Annotated in this window: 14 protein-coding genes; 9 read left to right on the forward strand and 5 right to left on the reverse strand. The window is 65.6% G+C overall.

Annotated features, from left to right (window positions below; genetic code table 11):
• Nucleotides 1-6: 6 nt before the first annotated feature.
• From moaA to RT688_RS20805, 3 genes are all read right to left on the reverse strand, one after another.
• Nucleotides 7-1116 carry a GTP 3',8-cyclase MoaA gene (gene moaA, locus RT688_RS20795; RefSeq protein WP_313706743.1) on the reverse strand — a complete coding sequence of 370 codons (1110 nt, stop codon included), beginning with the start codon at nt 1114-1116 and terminating at the stop codon, nt 7-9.
• On the reverse strand, nt 1109-2458 hold the full coding sequence (chrA, locus tag RT688_RS20800; protein ID WP_409521966.1) for a chromate efflux transporter: 1350 nt from the start codon (nt 2456-2458) through the stop codon (nt 1109-1111). The genes moaA and chrA overlap by 8 nt, the downstream gene beginning before the upstream one ends.
• Before the next feature lie 73 nt (nt 2459-2531).
• Entirely contained in the window at nt 2532-5618 is a 3087-nt protein-coding gene (locus tag RT688_RS20805) for an Rne/Rng family ribonuclease (protein ID WP_313706745.1), read from the reverse strand.
• Between the two features lie 783 nt (nt 5619-6401).
• Here RT688_RS20805 and RT688_RS20810 point away from each other — a divergent pair.
• From RT688_RS20810 to RT688_RS20825, 4 genes are all read left to right on the forward strand, one after another.
• Entirely contained in the window at nt 6402-7382 is a 981-nt protein-coding gene (locus RT688_RS20810) for an RluA family pseudouridine synthase (protein ID WP_313706757.1), read from the forward strand.
• A 185-nt stretch (nt 7383-7567) separates the two neighbouring features.
• Nucleotides 7568-8227, forward strand: coding sequence for an HAD-IIIA family hydrolase (locus RT688_RS20815; RefSeq protein ID WP_313706746.1), 660 nt, complete (start codon nt 7568-7570; stop codon nt 8225-8227).
• Nucleotides 8227-8589, forward strand: coding sequence for a Rieske (2Fe-2S) protein (locus RT688_RS20820; RefSeq protein ID WP_313706747.1), 363 nt, complete (start codon nt 8227-8229; stop codon nt 8587-8589). Before RT688_RS20815 ends, RT688_RS20820 begins: the two co-directional genes overlap by 1 nt.
• A gap of 34 nt (nt 8590-8623) precedes the next feature.
• Nucleotides 8624-9616, forward strand: a complete 993-nt coding sequence (locus tag RT688_RS20825; RefSeq protein WP_313706748.1) for a S49 family peptidase — start codon at nt 8624-8626, stop codon at nt 9614-9616.
• A gap of 257 nt (nt 9617-9873) precedes the next feature.
• On the opposite strand, the gene RT688_RS20830 is transcribed toward RT688_RS20825, so the two are convergent.
• Nucleotides 9874-10176 carry a hypothetical protein gene (locus tag RT688_RS20830; RefSeq protein ID WP_313706749.1) on the reverse strand — a complete coding sequence of 101 codons (303 nt, stop codon included), beginning with the start codon at nt 10174-10176 and terminating at the stop codon, nt 9874-9876.
• A gap of 229 nt (nt 10177-10405) precedes the next feature.
• Between RT688_RS20830 and RT688_RS20835 the strand changes: the two genes are divergently transcribed.
• From RT688_RS20835 to RT688_RS20845, 3 genes are all read left to right on the forward strand, one after another.
• A complete protein-coding gene (locus tag RT688_RS20835; RefSeq protein ID WP_313706750.1) occupies nt 10406-11122 on the forward strand; it encodes a 16S rRNA pseudouridine(516) synthase in 717 nt (238 codons plus the stop codon).
• Nucleotides 11123-11434: 312 nt separating this feature from the next.
• A complete protein-coding gene (locus RT688_RS20840; protein WP_313706751.1) occupies nt 11435-12478 on the forward strand; it encodes a phospholipase A in 1044 nt (347 codons plus the stop codon).
• A gap of 62 nt (nt 12479-12540) precedes the next feature.
• Nucleotides 12541-13521: a fumarylacetoacetate hydrolase family protein gene (locus RT688_RS20845; RefSeq protein WP_313706752.1), complete on the forward strand. Its 981-nt coding sequence runs from the start codon at nt 12541-12543 to the stop codon at nt 13519-13521.
• A 2-nt stretch (nt 13522-13523) separates the two neighbouring features.
• On the opposite strand, the gene RT688_RS20850 is transcribed toward RT688_RS20845, so the two are convergent.
• The gene (locus RT688_RS20850) at nt 13524-14750 is read right to left on the reverse strand and encodes a hypothetical protein (RefSeq protein WP_313706753.1); all 1227 of its coding nucleotides are present in this window, start codon (nt 14748-14750) and stop codon (nt 13524-13526) included.
• 298 nt (nt 14751-15048) lie between these two features.
• Here RT688_RS20850 and RT688_RS20855 point away from each other — a divergent pair, with 298 nt between their 5' ends.
• Both RT688_RS20855 and RT688_RS20860 read left to right on the forward strand, forming a co-directional pair.
• Nucleotides 15049-16191, forward strand: coding sequence for a glycosyltransferase (locus RT688_RS20855; RefSeq protein WP_313706754.1), 1143 nt, complete (start codon nt 15049-15051; stop codon nt 16189-16191).
• A 490-nt stretch (nt 16192-16681) separates the two neighbouring features.
• On the forward strand, nt 16682-17249 hold a 568-nt coding region (locus tag RT688_RS20860), incomplete at its 3' end, for an ABC transporter (protein ID WP_313706755.1).

Consider the following 17249-nt stretch of genomic DNA (forward strand, 5'->3'; position numbering starts at 1 on the left):
CTTCTGTTATCCGCCGATATAGGACATTTCTACTTTGCGCGCGCCGCGCGCCAGCCCCGTGGTGTTGATGGTGCGGGTCTCGGAATAGCGGTCGGCGCGGCCTTGCCACAGGCGCGCGACGGCGCCGCCGATCGCCAGATCGTCATGGCCGCCGCGCAGCAGGGCGCGCAGGTCGTGGCCCTGGGTCGCGAACAGGCAGGTGTAGAGTTTGCCCTCGGTCGACAGGCGCATGCGGCTGCAGTCCTTGCAGAAGGCGCCGGTGACGCTGGAGATGACGCCGATCTCGCCGCCGCCGTCCTGGTAGCGCCAGCGCGCGGCGGTCTCGCCGGTGTAGTTGGGGTCGAGCGGCGCCAGCGGCATCTCGGCGCCGATCCGGCTCACCACCTCGCTGGAAGGTACGACTTCATCCATGTTCCAGCCGTTCGAGGCGCCCACGTCCATGTACTCGATGAAGCGCAGGATCACGGGCGAGCCTTTGAAATGGCGCGCCATCGGCACGATCTGGTCGTCGTTGCTGCCGCGCTTGACCACCATGTTGACCTTGATCGGACCGAGCCCGGCGGCATGCGCGGCCTCGATCCCGGCCAGGACGTCGGCAACGGCAAAGTCGACGTCGTTCATGCGCTTGAAGACCGCGTCGTCGATGGCGTCGAGCGAGACCGTGACGCGGTCCAGGCCGGCGTCCTTCAGGGCGCGCGCCTTGCGCGCCAGGACCGAGCCGTTGGTGGTGAGCGTCAGGTCGAGCGGGCGGCCGGAGGCGGTCGGCAGCGCGCGCAGCATCGCCACCAGGTGCTCGAGGTTCTTGCGCAGCAGCGGCTCGCCGCCGGTCAGGCGGATCTTCTCGACGCCATGGGCGATGAAGATGCGCGCCACGCGCGTGATTTCCTCGAACGAGAGCAGGTCGCCATGCGGCAGGTAGGGGTAGTCCTTGCCGAACACCTCCTTCGGCATGCAGTACACGCAGCGGAAATTGCAGCGGTCGGTGACCGAGATCCGTAGGTCGTGCAGGGGACGCGCGAGCGCATCGACGAGGTGGCCGCTGGGTGCGACGGGTGTTGCCGGAACGGCCAGCGCGGGACTGCGCAGGTCATTCAGCATGATGATTTTTTCAGCCATACCAATACGATAGCACGAGGCCCGCGAGCGCACAGGCGGCGAGCAGCTTGATGGTGCCGACCCGGTAGCGCAGCAGCGCGACCGCGGAGACGGCCCCGATGACGAGGGCGGCGGGCTGGAAGACGCCGCCGGCGAAGAAGACTTCGCGCCCGAAGTATACAGCAAGGCTGGCGATGACGCCGACCACCGCCGCGGAAATGGCGGTCAGCGGCGCGGTGAGGCGCAGGTTGCCGCGCGTGGCCTCGACCAGCGGGCCGCCGGCCAGGATGAAGATGAAGGAGGGCAGGAAGGTAAACAGCGCGGCGACCGCGCCGCCGAGCAGGCCGGCCAGCGGCAGCGCCTCCGGCCCGAGCAGGGCGTGGGTCCAGCCGCCGACGAAGCCGACGAACGCGACGATCATGATCAAGGGGCCGGGCGTGGTCTCGCCCAGCGCCAGGCCGTCGATCATCTGGGTCGCGTCGAGCCAGCCGTAGTGCTCGACCGCGCCCTGCACCACATAGGGCAGCACGGCGTAGGCGCCGCCGAAGGTCAGCAGCGCGGCCTTGCTGAAGAACCAGCCCATCTGCGCCAGGGTGCCCTGGGTTCCGCCCCAGGCGGCCAGCGCCAGCCAGGCCGCGCCCATCAGGGCGACGCCGCCGAGGGCGACCAGCGCCAGGCGCGGCCAGGAAAAGCGCGCGTGCGCCGGCGTCGGCGTATCGTCGTCGATCAGGGCCGGCGGGGCGCCGGTGCGCGTCGCGCCGTCATGGGCGCTCGCCGGCCCTGGCGCCAGGAAGGCCGCCGGACGCAGGCGCACGCCCACCGCGCCGGCCAGGGCCGCGCCGAGCACGATCAGCGGAAAGGGCAGGCGCAGGAAGGCGATGGCGACGAAGGCCAGCGTGGCGATGGCGGCCAGGATCCGGTTGCGCAGGGTGCGGCTGCCGAGGCGCCAGGCGGCGGCCAGCACGATCGCCACCACCGCCGGCTTGATGCCGTCCATGATGCCGGCCAGGACCGGCAGGTGGCCGTAGGCCAGGTAGATCCAGCCCAGGCCCATCAGGAGCAGCAGCGAGGGCAGGATGAACAGGACGCCGGCGACGATGCCGCCGCGCGTGCGGTGCAGCAGCCAGCCGATGTAGACCGCCAGCTGGGTCGCTTCCGGCCCCGGCAGCAGCATGCAGTAGTTGAGCGCATGCAGGAAGCGGCCTTCGGAAATCCAGCGGCGGCGCTCGACCAGCTCGGTATGCATCAGGGCGATCTGCCCGGCCGGGCCGCCGAAGCTGATGAACCCGAGCTTGAGCCAGTAGAGGAAGGCTTCGCGGCGGCTGACCTGGCGGGGCGCGGCAGTTTCGTTCATGGCGGGCATGGGCTTAAGGACAAAAAAGAGGGAAGCCCGCGGGCTTCCCTCTTTTACTTCGCTATGACGGCGGCAGGCGCTGTCACTGGCGGGTGTCGACCTGGATCAGCGGCTCCTCGACCGGCGCCGCGACCGGCTTGCGGGCGCGGCCGAGGCGGACCGGCGCGGCTGCCTTGGCGGCCGCTTCCTGGGCTGCGCGCAGCTTTTCCGGGTCGGTCGCGGCCAGGGTCAGGCCGGCGTTGCCGAGCAGCTCGTCGAGGTTGGCGGCGGGCGCCGGCGCACTTGCCGCCGGGACTGGCGCAGCCGCTACCGGCGCTGGCGCTGGCTGGACCGGAGCGGCGGCTTGCACCGGCTCGGCTGGCGCCGCCGGCGCGCTCACGGCCGGCTCGGCGGCTGGCGCCGGGGCGGCAACCTGGACCGGCTCGACAGGCGCGGCAGGCGCTGCCGGCGCGGCGGTTTCGGCTGCCGGCGCGGCCGGCTTGGCCTGGCTGGCGGCAACCGATGCCGCAGTCGGGAAGAACCAGGTGTCGGCGGTCGGCGCCTTCACGGCCGGCACTGGCGCGGCCTCGGCGGCTGCCACCGGAGCGGCCGCCGGGGCGGCTTTCGCGGCGGCCTTGGCCTGGGCGGCGGCGACCGACGCGGCGGTCGGGAAGGGCCATGGCGCCAGCTTCGCGTCCTGCTTTGGCGCGCGCGGCTTGCGGCCCGACTTCTCGGCCTGCACCTTGGCGGCTTCCTCGTCGGCGACCGGCGTGAAGGCCGGTGCGCCTTCGTGTTCGCCGTGTTCGCCCGCTTCCATGCCCTCGACCTGGTCGCGGTCGCGGCGGTTGCGGTTGCGGCCACCGCGGCGGCGGCGGCGGCGCGGCTCGTCGCCGGCCTCGTTCTCGATGTCATCGCCGTTCGGGCCGTGGCTGGTGACCGCCTTCACCGCATGGTCGAGCTGGTCGCCGTGCGGGGTGGTGGTCGACAGTTCGCTGACCGGGGTCGGGATCGCCTCGACCGTGCTCGCTTCGTCGAGCTTGGCCTCGACCGGCTGGACGCGTTCGGCACGCTCGCGCGGCTGGCGCGGCGCGCGTTCGGCGCGCTCGCCGCGTTCCGGGCGTTCACCACGCTCGGCGCGTTCCGCGCGCTGGCCGGCTGGTGCGGCCTGTGCGGTCTCGACCTGTTCGCGCGGTTCGCGCGGCGCACGCGGTTCGCGCGGCGGACGCGGCTGGCGCGGGGCCTTCTCTTCGCGTTCGGCCTTGGCGCTCTCGTCGACGCCAGCCTTGGCGGTCACGTCGCGCTCGTCGCGTTCGCGGCCGGGCTTGCCGTTGCGGCCGTTACGGGCACGCGGGCCGCGGGCATTGCGCTCGCCGCGCTCGGCCGGGCTCGGGGCGGCCGGCTTCGGCGGCTCGACCGGGGCCGGCGGCGGAGCGACCGGCTCGGGGGCGCCGAAGAAGAAGCTGCGCAGCTTGGCGAAGAAGCCGGTCGGAGCCGGGGCGACGGTCGGTTGCGGCACGGCGACAACCGGCGGCTCGACCGGTTTCGCGGCCTTGACCGGCTCGCTGCGGTCGACCATCGGCGCCGGCTGGGCCGGGGTGATGCTCTTGACCACGGCTTCCTGGCGCGGCTTGGCTTCTTCCTTCTGGCGCTTGCTGTAGGCCATGTCGGTTTCGGCGGACTCGGCCAGGCTGTAGCTGGCGGCGGCGTCTTCCAGGCGCGGATCGTCGTGCTTGATGCGCTCGAGCTTGTAGTGCGGGGTGTCGAGGTGCTTGTTCGGCACCAGGATCACGCTGATGCGGTGGCGCGCCTCGATCTTCATGACTTCGCCACGCTTCTCGTTCAGCAGGAAGGCGGCGACGTCGACCGGCACCTGGACGTGGATGGTGGCCGAGTTTTCCTTCATCGCCTCTTCCTGGATGATGCGCAGCACCTGCAGGGCGGACGATTCGGTATCGCGGATGTGGCCGGTGCCCGAGCAGCGCGGGCAGGTCACGTGGGAGCCTTCGGACAGCGAAGGACGCAGGCGCTGGCGCGACAGTTCCATCAGGCCGAAGCGGGAAATCTTGCCCATCTGAACGCGGGCGCGGTCATGGTGCAGGGCTTCCTTCAGGCGCGTTTCCACTTCGCGCTGGTTCTTGGCCACTTCCATGTCGATGAAGTCGATCACGATCAGGCCGCCCAGGTCGCGCAGGCGCAGCTGGCGGGCCACTTCGTCGGCCGCTTCGCAGTTGGTGTTGAAGGCGGTGGTCTCGATGTCCGAGCCGCGCGTGGCGCGCGCCGAGTTGACGTCGATGGAAACCAGGGCTTCGGTGTGGTCGATGACGATCGCGCCGCCCGACGGCAGCGGCACGGTGCGCGCGTAGGCGGTCTCGATCTGGTGCTCGATCTGGAAACGCGAGAACAGCGGCACGTCGTCGCTGTAGCGCTTCACGCGGTGCGCCATGTCCGGCATCACGTGCGACATGAACTGCTGGGCCTGGTCAAAGATCTCGTCGGTGTCGATCAGGACTTCGCCGATGTCAGGCTGGAAATAATCGCGGATGGCGCGGATGACGAGCGAGCTTTCCTGGTAGATCAGGAAAGGACCCGCGGCCGACTTGCCGGCGCCTTCGATGGCGCGCCACAGTTGCATCAGGTAATTCAGGTCCCACTGCAGCTCTTCGACGGTGCGGCCGATGCCGGCGGTGCGGGCAATGACCGACATGCCTTGCGGCAGGTCCAGCTTGTCCATGGTCTCGCGCAGTTCCTGGCGCTCTTCGCCTTCGACACGGCGCGACACGCCGCCGCCGCGCGGGTTGTTCGGCATCAGGACCAGGTAGCGGCCGGCCAGCGAGATGAACGAGGTCAGGGCGGCGCCCTTGTTGCCGCGTTCTTCCTTCTCGACCTGGACCATGATTTCCTGGCCTTCGCGCAGGGCTTCCTTGATCGTGCAGTTGCGCACGTCGACGCCATCGCGGAAATAAGAGCGGGCAACTTCTTTGAAGGGGAGGAAACCGTGGCGGTCTTCGCCGTAGCTGACGAAGCAAGCTTCGAGGGAGGGTTCGATGCGGGTGATGACACCCTTGTAGATATTGGACTTGCGCTGTTCGCGTCCGGCCGTTTCGATATCGATGTCGATCAGTTTCTGGCCGTCGACGATCGCTACGCGCAGCTCCTCTTGCTGCGTAGCGTTAAACAACATGCGTTTCATTTTTATTGACTCCGCGACCCGTGGGCCGTTCCATGCCGCCTTGCCAGGGCGGCGAAAGTACAGGGGACGTACGCGGGAGGGGAGAGCTGGAGGGTGGTATGCCCGGGTGTGTGGGGCCGGCGAAGCAAAAGGCAACGCTGCCGCCACAGGGCGCGAATGGGGTCGATCGTCATGCCGAGGGCACGCCGCAACTGTAGCCGTACCCGGCCCGCTTCATGAGCGGCGCAAAGGGTCAGCCAGGCGGTGCGCGCAACAACCAGCCAAACCGTAGCCAGCCAGCAACCAAGACTTCGATCTAATCGGCGAAAGGAAGTTTCGATCAACCTGTTGCGCGCCGCGGCCTGCCGGCCATCATCCCCCTGGGGCTCGGCCAACATGCCTGCTGCGCTCGCTACGGTTTCTCGACTTCCTCGTTAATCAGCCTTTACTCTCAAGCCTTCGGGTGAGGCCTACATCGGGTCGGGCGAAACGACAAGCGTTATCGACACCATCAACCGGCGAGCCCGCATGAGCAGGCTTGCCGGTACTTATCCTTACAGTTCCAAACAATCCAATCCGGCACTCCTGCGCGCGACCCGATTGCAACTGCGGTGCAACCCTGATCCACGCAGAAATATGCGTACACGTTTTTTCCATCGATTTTGCATGCCAGCGGGGCCGATGGAACGCGCCCCTGTGTAAAATATCGTTTTAATTCTTACACCTGCAGAGGTTTGACCGCCGCCTGTCGATTATATATTCAAAATGAAGGACTTAGAGAGAATTTCTGGGAAGACAGGCCAAATGAAGATGCAAAACGATGTTGTTCCCCCTTCATCACAGGCATTGGCGGCACAGTTCGTCACCATTACCGAGGAAGAAGCCGGCCAGCGTATTGACAACTATTTGTTGCGCGTGTGTAAAGGCGTTCCGAAGAGCCATATCTACCGCATCCTGCGCTCGGGCGAGGTGCGGGTCAACAAGGGCCGCATCGACCAGCTGTACCGGTTGGAGCAGGGCGACCTGGTGCGGATTCCGCCGATTCGCGTTGCCGAAAAGACCAGCAACGTGGCCGTTCCCGGCGCCGAATTCAAGATCGTGCACGAGGACAATCACCTGCTGGTGATCGACAAGCCGGCCGGCGTCGCCGTCCACGGCGGCTCGGGCGTCTCTTACGGCGTCATCGAGCAGTTGCGTGCCGCGCGGCCGGAGGCCAAGTTCCTGGAACTGGTGCACCGCCTCGACCGCGAAACCTCGGGTTTGTTGTTGTTGGCCAAGAAGCGCTCGGCGCTGACCAACTTGCACGACCAGATGCGCGAAGGCCTGACCGACAAGCGCTACCTGACTGCCGTCTCCGGCAACTGGGTCAACAAGCGCCAGCACGTCAAGTTGCCTTTGCATAAATACACAACGCCGGATGGCGAACGCCGCGTCGTGGTGCAAGCCGGCGGCATGGAGTCGCACACCGTGTTCAGCCTGCTGCGCAAGTGGGAAGAGTTTGCCTTGCTGGAAGCCGAGCTGAAGACCGGCCGCACCCACCAGATCCGCGTTCACCTGGCATCGTCGGGCTTCCCCATCCTGGGCGACGAGAAATACGGCGATTTCGCGCTCAACAAGCAGCTGCAGAAGGCGACCGAGACGCGCGGCGCGCTGCGCCGGATGTTCCTGCACGCTTACAAGATCACCTTCACCCACCCGGATTCCGGCGCGAAGATGACCTTGCAGGCGCCCTTGCCAGCCGAGTGCGATCGATTCTTGGTAAGCTTGGGGCAACCGGTAGCTTAATGGTTCGTAGGGTGGGCGCCCCGTGCCCACCGGTTCAACATGCATGGCGTTGCGCAAGCATGAAAAACATGTGGATAGCGGTACCAGCGCGAACGCATGAGCGATAGCGATCACCGCGTGGGCACGGGGCGCCCACCCTACGGCACATTGCCGGTAACAAATAGGAGCCGGCTGGGCCGGAAGAAATGCCAAGAAAGCAATTTGATCTGATCGTCTTCGACTGGGACGGCACTTTGATGGACAGCACGGCGGCCATCGTCAAGTGCATCCAGGCAGCGGCGCGCGACGTCGGCCTGCCGGTGCCGAGCGACGAGGCGGCCTCGCACGTCATCGGCCTGGCCTTGCCAGAAGCCATGCAGGCGGCGGTACCCGACATCGAACCGGCGCTGTATCCGCGCATGGTCGAGCGCTACCGCTACCATTTCCTTACAAAAGACCACGAACTGGTGCTGTTCAAGGGAGTTCGCGAGATGTTGAGCGAACTTTCCCAACAGGGCTATTTCCTGGCGGTGGCCACCGGCAAGAGCCGGGTGGGCTTGAACCGGGCCTTGAACGCGGCCGGATTGCTGTCGATGTTCGACGCTACCCGTTGTGCGGACGAAACCTTCTCCAAGCCGCACCCGGCCATGCTCCAGGAATTGACGCGCGAACTCGGCCAGGACATGCGTCGCACGGTGATGATCGGCGACACCACGCACGACCTGCTGATGGCGCGCAACGCCGGCGCCGCCGGGATTGCCGTCGAGTATGGCGCGCATCCGGTCGACCAGCTGCAGGCCTGCCATCCCGTGTTTTCCGCCAAGACAGCGGTCGAACTGCACGCCTGGCTGACCGATCACGCATAATGACGGATGTTTACATTTGCGCGTCCGAGGCGCTGGTCGATGGCGGCGCCGGCGTGCGCTTTCCCGTGCTGGCCTTCGGCGAGCCGGCGACCGGCTTCGTGGTGCGCTTCGGCGGCACCGCGTATGCCTACCTGAACCGTTGCGCCCATGTGCCGACCGAGCTGGACTGGGTCAAGGGGCAGTTTTTCGAGTCCAGCGGCGAGTACCTGATGTGCGCCACCCATGGCGCCGTGTACCAGCCGGCGACCGGCCTTTGCGCGGGAGGACCTTGCCGCGGCGCGCGGCTGCGTGCGATCGCGGTGCGCGAAGCCGACGGCAAGGTGTCCTGGCAACCGGACGAGCGGTTCCAGCCGGCCGCCTGAGGAAGGCTGCAACCATTTAACTTCAACACTGCTTATGAGCGACAACATCAGGAACGATAGCGAAAGCCGGTTTGCAGCCAACCCGACCGCCGGCAACTGGGAGCGCGAGACGCTCGAGAAGCTGGTGTTCGCGACCATCAAGGAGCGCCGCGCGGCGCGCCGCTGGAGCATCTTCTTCCGGCTGGCCTTCCTGCTCGTGCTCGTCGTCGGACTCTGGACCTACCTCGGCTTGAGCTTCGGCAGCGACGACGAGAACCTCGGCCGGCACACGGCACTCATCGAAATTAACGGCGAGATCGAAGCGGAAGGCAGCGGATCGGCCGACAATGTGATCCCCTCGCTGAACAAGGCGTTTTCCGACGTGGGCTCGGCGGCGGTGGTGATGCGCATCGACAGCCCCGGCGGCAGCCCTGTGCAGGCAGGCATCATCGTCGACGAGATCCGGCGCCTGAAAAAAGGGTATCCGGACAAGCCCCTGTACGTGGTGGTCGACGAGATCTGCGCTTCGGGCGGTTACTACATCGCCGCCGCGGCCGACAAGATCTACGTGAACAAGGCCAGCATCGTCGGCTCGGTCGGCGTGCTGATGGACAGTTTCGGCTTCACCGGCACCATGGAAAAGCTGGGCGTCGAGCGGCGCCTGCTGACTGCCGGCGCCAACAAGGGCTTCCTCGACCCGTTCAGCCCGCAATCGGAAAAGCACCGCGCCCACGCCCAGGAAATGCTCAACGAAATCCACCAGCAATTCATCTCGGTGGTGCGTGCCGGGCGCGGTTCGCGCCTGAAGGAAACGCCTGAAACCTTCTCGGGCCTGTACTGGACCGGCGCCAAGGCCGTCGAGATGGGCCTGGCCGACGGCTTCGGCACCGTCGACACCGTCGCCCGCGATATCGTCAAGGCCGAGGACATCGTCGACTACACGGCCCACGAAGGCTTGCCGGAACGCGTATTGAAGAAGTTCGGCGCGGCGGTCGGGGATGGCGCCGTGAAGGCCATGTCGCACACGGTATTGCCCCAACTAAAATGAATTGCAATGCGCTGAGCTGACGTTGCTCAATATGTCCCTTGAAAGTTCCGAGAAGTGGTCTATAGTGACCTTCGTGGTTCTTTCAGGGGAGGGCGACCAACAAGAAGTGCCAACCTGTTCGCAATTGTTCATTAGTTGACGCGATCGCGCCGCATACGTGCGGCTTTCGAGAGAATTCTATTCCTCATGCCACCCGGCCCTTCTCGGGAAGCGAAAACGACGGCGCAAGCCGTCGTTTTCTTTTATGGCGCCGGTGTTCAGGCGGGGGTGTCGGACTCGGCCGCGTGAGGCAGGGCGGCGCCGTCGTCATGCTGGACGAAGCCGCCGCGCTCGAGCCAGGCCTGGAAGTCGCGCTGGGCACGGGCATACCAGGCGGCGCGCAGCGGCGCGTGTGCGGACCCGTGCAGATGCGGGACGTTGCCGCCGCTGGTCCAGCGCGCCAGGGCGAGCCGGGTCGGGAACAGCACGGTATGCGAGCGCGCCAGCGACAGGCGCGCCGCCTTGACCGACGCCGGAGCGACTGCGGGCAGGGTGGCCTGATCGGATTTCACTGGTTGCATTGTCGTCATCCTCTTATTTGTATTGGGTAGTAATTCCTAACGATACCTCGTCAGTTCTGCTGGTCGCGTTAGGCCGATTCCTAATGGAGTTGAAGTCTATCAATGGACGGTGCGATTCGATTGATATATGTCAAACGAGTAGAAGATCACTATCCTAACGGTAACATTGCTGCGCCCTTGCTGGCGACAAGCCTTCTGCGCTGATGGGCCTTCTGTTAAAGTCTCGCCCATGAGTAAATTATCCCTGGACCGAATCCTGCAATCGCAGGGCTTCGGCACCCGCAAATATTGCCGCGCGCTGATCGAGGACGGCGACGTTGCCGTGAATGGCGCGATCGAAGACAACTACAAGACCGCGGTCGAGACCGACGGCCTGGTGCTGACCGTCTTCGACGAGGAATGGGTCTACCGCGAACGCGTGTATATCGCGCTGTACAAGCCGGCCAACTTCGAATGCTCGCGCAAGCCCAGCCACCACCCGGGCGTGCTGACCTTGCTGCCGGAGCAGTTCGGCTGGCGCGAAGTGCAGCCGGTCGGCCGCCTCGACCACGACACCACCGGCCTGCTCCTGATGTCGGACGACGGCCCTTTCATCCACGCCCAGTCGTCGCCCAAGCGCCACGTACCGAAGGTCTACCAGGCAACCACGGCCGAGCCGGTCACGCCGACGCTGGTCGAGCAGATGCTCGCCGGCGTGCAACTGCACGACGAGCCGGCGCCGCTACGCGCGGTGTCCTGCGTGCAGCGCGGCGAGCACCAGCTCGAGATCGTGCTCGAGCAGGGCAAGTACCACCAGGTCAAGCGCATGCTGGCCGCCGCCGGCAACCACTGCAGCGCGCTGCACCGTTCGGCCATTGGCGGATTGACGCTCGAATCGCTGGGGATCAAGGAAGGGGAGTGGTGCTTCCTGGAGCAGGCGCAGCTGGATCTGCTGGTGCCGGCCTGAGGGGCTTTGCGTGCGCTTGCGGCAGGGCGGCCGATGCTTGAACTGCCGGGTCGCGGTGATCGGCGTAGACCTTTGCGTCGTAGCGGTGCGAGAAGCAGGCCAACAATGATTACCGTTCACGCGTGGGCACGGGGGCGCCCACCCTACGGCGCGTCATCCGACTCACGCACATTTCGGTATCGCACTTGTAAGCGTGCGACAAAAAAGCTGACTTTCTTGCAAAATTGTATTGACTCGCGTCAGTTCGTGGTCGGCGCAGTCATGCGTTGACGATGCGATGACGCCTTTTTGCAACCGCCTAACGTGTACCAGATGCCGCTTCCACACCGAATCTTCCTGATCGCACTTCCCCTGGTCTGCGCCGCAAGCGCCAGCGCGCAGGACGCGCCCAAACTGCTCTCCGACTGCGCCAACATCCAGGACAACACCGCCCGCCTGGCCTGTTTCGACCAGCTGGCCGCCACGCCGGCGCCGCGCACCGAGGCCGCGGTCGTGGTCAATCCGGCCAGCGGCGCCCCTGCGGCGACCGTGCCGGTGGTCACGGCCCGGCCGTCCGCGGAAAGCAGCGCCCGGTTCAGCCAGCTCGACCACTGGGAACTCGACGATCCCTACCGCCGCGGCGTGTTCAAGTTCCGTCCGCACCATGCGAACTACCTGATCGCCACCCGCACCTACCGTCCGAACGATGCGCCCTACGCGCCCTACCGCGACCTGACCGACGGCGACGCCAAGCTGTCGAAAGCCGAGCTGACTTTCCAGCTGAGCTTCAAGATGAAGATGATCGAGCAGGCCTTCGGCAAGCCGGTCGACCTCTGGTTCGGCTACACCCAGAACAGCTACTGGCAGGCGGCCAACCATGATGCATCGAGCCCCTTCCGCGAAACCAACTACCAGCCCGAGGTCATGGCGATCGCGCCGCTGCATGCCCAGGTCGGCGGCGTCGACCTGCGCTTCGCCGGCCTCGGCTTCGTGCACCAGTCGAACGGCCAGTCGGGCTCGCTCTCGCGCAGCTGGAACCGCGTCTATGCCCAGCTCGGCGTCGAAAAGGACGGTTTTTCGGCCACCGCCCGGGTCTGGAAGCGCCTGAGCGAAAGCGACGACGACAACCCGGACATCGTCGACTACATGGGCCACGGCGACCTGGCCCTGGCCTACCGCCGCGACGGCCATATCTACTCGTCCACGCTGCGCTACAACTTCCATACCGACAAGGGCGCGATCCAGGCCGGCTGGGCCTTCCCGCTGGCCGGCAACCTGAAGGGTTACGCCCAGGCCTTCGCCGGCTACGGCCAGAGCCTGATCGACTACAACTACTTCCAGCGCTCGGTTGGTTTCGGCGTGCTCGGCACCTTCTGACGGCACGGCGCGACGGGGAGACGCTGCACTACAATAGCGCACCATCGTTTTTCCGATTGCCAATGAAACTTGCGACCATCCACGACGGCAGCCGCGACGGCCAGCTGGCCGTCGTGTCGCGCGACCTGAAGAGCGCGCACATGGCCGACGCCATCGCTCCGACCCTCCAGGCCGCGCTCGACGACTGGGCCTTCATCGCGCCCCAGCTCGCCGACCTGTACGACCAGCTCAACGCCGGACAGGCGCGGCGCGCCTTCGACTTCGACCCGAAGCGCTGCATGGCGCCGCTGCCGCGCGCCTTCCAGTGGGCCGACGGCGCCGCCTACCTGAACCACCTGGAACTGGCGCGGCGCGCGCGCAATGCCGAGATGCCGGAATCGTTCCGCGAGGACCCGCTGATGGTCCAGGGCGGGAGCGACGATTTCCTCGGGCCGCACGACGACATCGTGCTGGCGCACGAAGAGTGGGGCATCGACTTCGAGGCCGAGGTGGCGGTGATCACGGACGACGTGCCGATGGGCGCGACGCCGGACGAGGCGCATGGCAAGATCCGCCTGCTCATGCTGGTCAACGACGTTTCGCTGCGCAACCTGGTCCCCGCCGAGCTGGCCAAGGGCGCCGGTTTCCTGCAATCGAAGCCGGCGACCAGCTTTTCGCCGGTGGCGGTCACGCCGGACGAACTGGGCGACGCGTGGCGCGGCGGCAAGGTCCACCTGCCGCTGCGTTCGACCTGGAACGGCCACCTGGTCGGCCAGCCGGATGCGGGCGTGGACATGGCCTTCAATTTTCCGCAGCTGATCGCGCACCTGTGCAAGACCCGCAACGCGCGCGCCGGCAGCATCGTCGGCTCGGGCGCGGTGTCGAACCGCGACGCCGCTCTGGGTTATTCCTGCATCGCCGAGCAGCGCTGCCTGGAAACGATCGCCGACGGCGCGCCGAGCACGCCTTTCATGCGCTTCGGCGACACGATCCGCATCGAGATGCCCGACGAGAAGGGCAAGTCGATCTTCGGCGCCATCGACCAGGCGGTGCGCAAGGCCTAGCGCTAGCGCGCCGGCGCGGTCTCGTCGGCAAACAACGCCTGTCCGCCGTCGCCGCGCAGGTCGACCTCGACCGGCGGCGCCATCCGCCGCAGCGTGCGCGCAAATCGTACGCTGCCGTCCGGCGCATGCAGCCGGTACCAGAGCAGGGCGATGCCGGACAAGCGCAGTTTTTGCCCGGTGAACAGGTTATCGCGCACGATGCTCATGCCCTCCAGCCGCAGGTCGACGTCGAGCACGGCCGCGCCCGCGGTGCGGTTGGCGTAGCCGAGGTAGCGCGCCGCGTTGTGCAGCGGACTGCGGTCCCCCGGCTCGCCGGCCTTCAACGACTCGACGAAGGCGTCGACCGCCTTCAGCGCGGCGCCGGCAGCGCCTGCCACCGCGCCCAGCTCCTTCTTTTCTTCCCCCTTGGCGTTGTCGGCCAGTTTCTGCAGCAGCGCGATGCGGTTGGCATAGTCGGCGCGGTGGCCGGCCAGGGAGCGCAGGCGGCCGAGCAGGCGTTCGTGCTGCGCGGTATCGAGTTCGCCCAGGTAGCCGCTGCCGAGCCCGGCGACCCGCTGCGGGCAGGATTCGGCCAGCGCGCTCGCGAACAGGGCGCGCGCGCCTTCGCCATAGGCCAGGCCCGCGGCCGCGACATCGGTCTTGAACAGGGACGCCGTGTCGGCCGAGGCGCGCAGCACGGCCGGCACCACCGTCAGCGCGGTCGACAGGGTGGCCAGCACGGCGCCCGGCGGCGTGTGGGTGTCGATGTACAGCTGGAGTTCCTTGTTGCGGCGTGCCATGTCCTCGCCCATGCGCACCAGCGCATCGTTGACGGTGCGCGCCGCCAGCACGCCCTGGCTGGCGGCCGGATCGTGGAGCACGATTTTTTCGCCGGCGGGCAGGGTGGAGCAGACCTCGGCGGCAAGCTGGCGCGCCAGGTCGAAGGCGCGCACCAGACCGGCGGCGCCGAACTGGCGCGTCTCGACGGCGCCGGCCAGGGCGCGCGCGTTCGCCGCAGGCAACTGGGCCAACAGGGCGGCGCGCTCGGCTTCCAGCGTGGCCTGGCGCGCTTCGGCTTCGCGCCGGGCGGCCATGGCATCCCCCGTCAACTGGACGATGCGCAGCTCGAGCGCATTCCTGGCGGCATCGAGCTCGTCCTTGGTGACCTGCCCGGCCGCGGGAAATGAAAAACAGCCCGTTATCAATAATATGAGGCAACGATATTTGAGCTTGGGAAATTGCTTGATCATCGTCGCCCTTTGAATATGTTACGAGTTGTAAATGCCAACGGAATCGATGTGGCGGAAATGCGTCAAAAACTGTAACAAAATGTCGGTAAATATTAGGAAAAGTGAAGAGAATATTTTTTGCTAATAATCAACCTAATTACGGAAATGCCGAAAAACTACGGCAAATCAGACACTTAATCGATGGTTGCAGGGGCCGCCTTACTGCCGGTGCTGCGCCGCACGATTGCCGCTGAGTTCATGCTTTCTCCAGAGAAATGCGCTAGAATTGCCAAGTTATTCTCGTGTCAACGTGGAACGATTGGAAACTCATTTCATAGCCTCTGAAGTCGGCTGGATGGTCTCGCTGGCCTGCTCCCTGGTGCTGGTTGCAACGACCCGCTGGCATGGGCGATTCACCCTGGATGCAACGCGTGGCGTGCAGAAATTCCATAGTGCTCCGACGCCGCGCATCGGTGGCCTGGCCATCATGCTCGGCCTGATCGTCGCCTGCGCCATGTCGTCGCGCCATCAGCAGGCGCTGTTTGCGCCTTTGCTGGTCGCCGCGCTCCCGGCCTTCCTGTTCGGCATGGCCGAAGACCTGACCCGCCGCGTCTCGATCGGCGCGCGCCTGCTCGCCACCATGATCAGCGGCGTGGCCTGCTGGGCATTGACCGACGTGCGCATCATCGAGACCGGCGTCGTGCCGCTCGACGCGGCACTCGGTTGGCTGCCGCTGTCGGTGCTGTTCACGGCCTTTGCGGTCGGCGGCGTCGCCAATGCGGTCAATATCATCGACGGCTTCAACGGCCTGGCCAGCGGCACCGTGATCATCGGCCTGGTCGCGCTCGGATTCATCGCGGACGGTTGCGGCGACGCCGAGCTGGCGCGCCTGTGCTTCCTGATCTGCGCCGTGACCGCCGGCTTTTTCCTCGTCAATTTCCCGTTCGGCAAACTGTTCCTGGGCGATGGCGGCGCCTACCTGCTGGGCTTCCTGTTGTCCTGGCTCTCGGTGATGCTGGTCTACCGCAATCCCGACGTTTCGCCCTGGGCGCCCCTGCTGGCTTGCGCCTACCCGGTGTTCGAGACCGTGTTTACGATCGCGCGCCGCCTCTGGTGCCGGCGCCACCCCGGCCAGCCGGACAGCTGCCACCTGCACAGCCTGGTGAAAATCGCCATTACCGGACGCTACTTCCGCGCCCTCAGCGCGCCGCTGCGCAATGCCCTGGTGTCGCCGTTCTCGTGGCTGATCGCCGCGGTGCCCGCCGTGCTGGCCGTGCGCTTTGCCGGCAACGACGGCGCGCTGCTGTTCGGTACCGCGGCCAGCTTCGCCCTCTACCTGGCGTTCTACTGGTACGTCGCGCACGCCGCCCGGGCCCGTCGGCGCCGCGTCATGCGGGCGCAGGCACGTTCGGTGTCCCCTGTGGCGACCCTGGTGCCGGAACCTGAACCGCTCCAGTCTTGAGCGGCGACGAAAAAACCACATTTGTACAAAATTTTTTTCTGGTGTTTTCCCTGCGCAGCTTTACGCTTGTATGTACATGTAAGTGATTTTTGGTGAGATTTCTTCGGCAGATTTGTCAAAATTAGTTGGGTGAAGTCTCACTAAATCTCACTTTGCTTGCTAGCCAGGCTAGCAATATCCGCAATAATGCTTTCTACCCTTGCTAAATATCACTTTCTTTTAGATATTTAACATTTCTACTGAGAAAGTATCGGATGGACTTGAAGGGTTTTGTAACAATTCCCCTCTCTAGAGCAATCCAGGTTCATCGGCTACAATGCCTTCAAGTAACACGTAGTTCATCTCGTTACCCCCTGTTTTCGAACCGCTGACCTCTGAATCGCGGTTCATTCCCTCCCATGGCTCTGGTAACGCTGGGCTCAGCCCTGCGCGCCTCGTCTATGGTTTTGCGAGCCGTTCCTGGCTCATTTCGAGTGCGAGTATCGGTGTCATGAGTGTGGTTGTCCGTTCCGGACTTTCGGTAACCTGTTCGGCGTGGAAGGCGCTGTTGCTGCGCGAGACGGTAAATCGTCTCGCCGCCGGCCGCGCCGCATGGGTATGGCTCCTGCTCGAACCCTTGATCCACGTGATGTTCATGCTGGCGATGTTCACCGCCGTGCGGGTCCATACCGTGGGCGGTATCGACGCAACCCTCTGGCTGACGATCGGCATGATCGCGTTCTTCCAGTTCCGCCGCACCGCCACCCAGTGCACCCATGCCATTAATGCCAACCGGGCGCTCTTCACTTACCGGCAGGTCAAGCCAGTCGACACCGTGTTGGTGCGTGCTGCCTGCGAAGGTTTCCTGATGCTGCTGGTCATGATGATGGCGATGGCCGTGCTCGCCTTGCTGGGTCACAATATTCTGCCTGTCGATCCGCTGGCGCTGTTCGGCGCCATGTTCGGTTTATGGCTGATCGGACTGGGATTCGGACTGGTCACGTCCGTGGCCGTCGAGTTGATTCCGGAATTTGCCAAGATCATCAACATCGTGATGCTGCCCGCTTATTTCCTGTCGG

The organism is Massilia sp., from assembly GCF_032106685.1.
GTDB lineage: Bacteria > Pseudomonadota > Gammaproteobacteria > Burkholderiales > Burkholderiaceae_D > Telluria.

What these genes read in the sequence shown, in the direction of transcription:
- moaA (WP_313706743.1), bottom strand. Translation starts at nt 1,116, where the DNA reads ATGGCTGAAAAAATCATCATGCTGAATGACCTGCGCAGTCCCGCGCTG.
- chrA (WP_409521966.1), bottom strand. Translation starts at nt 2,458, where the DNA reads ATGCCCGCCATGAACGAAACTGCCGCGCCCCGCCAGGTCAGCCGCCGC.
- RT688_RS20805 (WP_313706745.1), bottom strand. Translation starts at nt 5,618, where the DNA reads ATGAAACGCATGTTGTTTAACGCTACGCAGCAAGAGGAGCTGCGCGTA.
- RT688_RS20810 (WP_313706757.1), top strand. Translation starts at nt 6,402, where the DNA reads ATGAAGATGCAAAACGATGTTGTTCCCCCTTCATCACAGGCATTGGCG.
- RT688_RS20815 (WP_313706746.1), top strand. Translation starts at nt 7,568, where the DNA reads ATGCCAAGAAAGCAATTTGATCTGATCGTCTTCGACTGGGACGGCACT.
- RT688_RS20820 (WP_313706747.1), top strand. Translation starts at nt 8,227, where the DNA reads ATGACGGATGTTTACATTTGCGCGTCCGAGGCGCTGGTCGATGGCGGC.
- RT688_RS20825 (WP_313706748.1), top strand. Translation starts at nt 8,624, where the DNA reads ATGAGCGACAACATCAGGAACGATAGCGAAAGCCGGTTTGCAGCCAAC.
- RT688_RS20830 (WP_313706749.1), bottom strand. Translation starts at nt 10,176, where the DNA reads ATGCAACCAGTGAAATCCGATCAGGCCACCCTGCCCGCAGTCGCTCCG.
- RT688_RS20835 (WP_313706750.1), top strand. Translation starts at nt 10,406, where the DNA reads ATGAGTAAATTATCCCTGGACCGAATCCTGCAATCGCAGGGCTTCGGC.
- RT688_RS20840 (WP_313706751.1), top strand. Translation starts at nt 11,435, where the DNA reads ATGCCGCTTCCACACCGAATCTTCCTGATCGCACTTCCCCTGGTCTGC.
- RT688_RS20845 (WP_313706752.1), top strand. Translation starts at nt 12,541, where the DNA reads ATGAAACTTGCGACCATCCACGACGGCAGCCGCGACGGCCAGCTGGCC.
- RT688_RS20850 (WP_313706753.1), bottom strand. Translation starts at nt 14,750, where the DNA reads ATGATCAAGCAATTTCCCAAGCTCAAATATCGTTGCCTCATATTATTG.